This is a genomic window from Rhizobacter sp. P1_G5 (genome assembly GCF_056405435.1).
Genome location: NZ_JBFUCB010000814.1, coordinates 1 through 2,232, shown reverse-complemented (window position 1 = coordinate 2,232; position 2,232 = coordinate 1). Strand labels below are relative to the sequence as shown.

The 2,232-nt window shown below is 68.9% G+C and carries 3 protein-coding genes; 1 reads left to right on the top strand and 2 read right to left on the bottom strand.

Annotated features, from left to right (window positions below):
- Positions 1–545 (top strand): DUF599 domain-containing protein (locus AC1D12_RS31430; protein ID WP_477845105.1); only part of this gene is annotated, 545 nt, incomplete at its 5' end.
- Here the strand turns inward: AC1D12_RS31430 and AC1D12_RS31425 are convergent.
- Together AC1D12_RS31425 and AC1D12_RS31420 are read right to left on the bottom strand one after the other, a co-directional pair.
- Positions 463–1,320 (bottom strand): OTU domain-containing protein, encoded by an 858-nt coding sequence (locus AC1D12_RS31425; protein ID WP_477845104.1) that lies wholly within the window; start codon positions 1,318–1,320, stop codon positions 463–465. The genes AC1D12_RS31430 and AC1D12_RS31425 overlap by 83 nt on opposite strands.
- A gap of 89 nt (positions 1,321–1,409) precedes the next feature.
- Positions 1,410–2,232: SUMF1/EgtB/PvdO family nonheme iron enzyme (locus AC1D12_RS31420; RefSeq protein ID WP_477845103.1), on the bottom strand; the 823-nt coding region annotated here is incomplete at its 5' end.

The window sequence follows — 2,232 nt, the reverse complement described above, 5'->3', positions numbered from 1 at the left end:
CCTACCGCGAGGTGCGGGTGATCGACGGCGTCGTGCTGCAGAACCTGTCGACCAGCCCGTCGTTCTTCGCGTCGACCACCATCCTGATCATCGGCGGCCTGCTGGCGGTGCTGGGCACCAGCGACAAGGCCACCGAGATCGTGCGCGACCTGCCGTTCGCGGCCCGCACCTCGGTGCTGGTGTTCGACCTGAAGGTGGTGCTGCTGCTGGGCATCTTCGTCTATGCGTTCTTCCGCTTCACGTGGTCGATGCGGCAGTACACCTTCGGCGCGCTGTTGATCGCCGCGGCGCCGGAGGCAGCGCAGTTGCTCGAACAAGGCTCCGACGGCGAGGTGCGCCGGCAGGCCTTCGCGAAGAAGGCGGGCGGCGTGGTCAGCATGGCCGCCGAAACCTTCAACGACGGGCTGCGGGCGTACTACCTGTCATTCGCCGCGGTGGCCTGGTTCTTCTCGCCGCTGATCTTCATGCTCGCGACGGCGGGCGTGGTGTACGTGCTGTACCAGCGCGAGTTCWGGTCGGACGTGCTGGCGGTGTTGAACAGCTGATCACCGGTTCGTAGTGCGCGCGCTCGCGGCGCAGCGTCAGCGGCAGCGTTCCGTTGCGCTGCACGCCGAACACCTGTCGATGGTCGCTGTCGGTATACGGGGTGATGACCTCGATCTGCAGGCCGAAGGCGTCGGCAGCGATCGCTACCGACAGGTCGCCCATGTCGTGGAACCAGCTGCCTGACGTGCGAAGATCCTTGAGCATTGCGCGGCGCTCGTCGTCGTCGGACGGAAGGGTCAGCAGGTACTGCTTCTCGTCCGGAACGTCGTGCACCGACGCGTGGCGCCAGAGGGTGTACTCGCGCTCGACATGGGCCGCCATCTGCAGGCGCATCTCGCGGGGCGTTGACGGACCGGCCGCCGCGGTATTGCCACCCAGGTGCCTGGCACCGGCGATCATCGAGTGGAACGCACAGTCACCATCTCCCCGCACGCCCTCGGTATGCGCATCGGCAAAGTACCTTGGATCGATGCGAACCGGCGGAGGACGGACGGTGTCGGTGCGGTCGGCGGCGGCATGCTCGTCGACCTTCTGCCAGTAGACCTGCTCCACGGTCTTCAGGTCGTCACGGAAGCATTGCTCGATGCCCTCGATGCCGACCACGTTGAAGAAGGCATCCTGGCCCTCGGGCGTGATCAGGTCCGGGAACGTCGCGCAAGTCTCCTTCGCCTGTTGGCGTGCCTTCCTCGCGATGCTCGCGGCGGGCTCGCCGCCCGGGGGCTCGGCCTCCGGTTCCCGCGTTCTCTTCTTCCCTGTCACCGATCCCACGCTCATGCCTTGCTTCCGCGGCCAGATCCACCTGGCGCGAGCACTTGGTAACGCCACGGGCGAAGCCGTTCCGCCGCCGGTTCAAATGGCCCGCGTCAGCCCACGTCCCGCGCCAGCCGCAGCCCGCTGAACTGCCACTGCACCTCCGGCGGGAAGAAGTTGCGGTAGCTGGCCCGCGCATGCCCGGCTGGCGTCGCGCACGAGCCGCCGCGCAGCACCATCTGCTGGCTCATGAACTTGCCGTTGTACTCGCCGACCGCGCCGGGCAGCGCCTTGTAGCCGGGGTAGGGCAGGTAGCTCGACTGCGTCCATTCCCAGACGTCGCCGAACAGCTGCGACGGTGCATCGGCCGGCGCATCCGCCGCCGGCATCGGGTGGAAGGCGCCGCTGTCGGCGAAGTTGGCGCGCGCCTGCGGCTTGGTCTGCCGGGCCGCGAACTCCCATTCGGCCTCGGTCGGCAAGCGCGCGCCGGCCCAGCGCGCGTAGGCGTCGGCCTCGAAGTAGCTCAGGTGGCAGGCCGGCGTGTGCGGGTCGACGGCCATCTCGCCATGCAGCGTGTGCGTGAACCACGCGTCGCCCTCGCGCCGCCAGTACAGCGGCGCCTGGTGGCCGCCGTTGCGCACCCAGTCCCAGCCGAGCGAGAGCCACAGCTCCGGCCGCTGGTAGCCGCCGTCGTCGATGAAGGCCATCCACTCGCCATGGCTGACCGGTCGCGACGCGAGCTCGAACGGCGCGATGAACGTGCGGTGGCGCGGCGTCTCGTTGTCGAAGCAGAACGCGCCGTCGCGCTCGGGGTCGTGGCCCAGCTCGAACAGGCCACCGCCGTAGCCGAACCAGCGCAGCGCCTGCGCTTGCACCGCGGTCATCGGCCAGCGCTTGCCGTAGCCGGGGTGGCCGGGGCTGAACGACAGCGCGTGC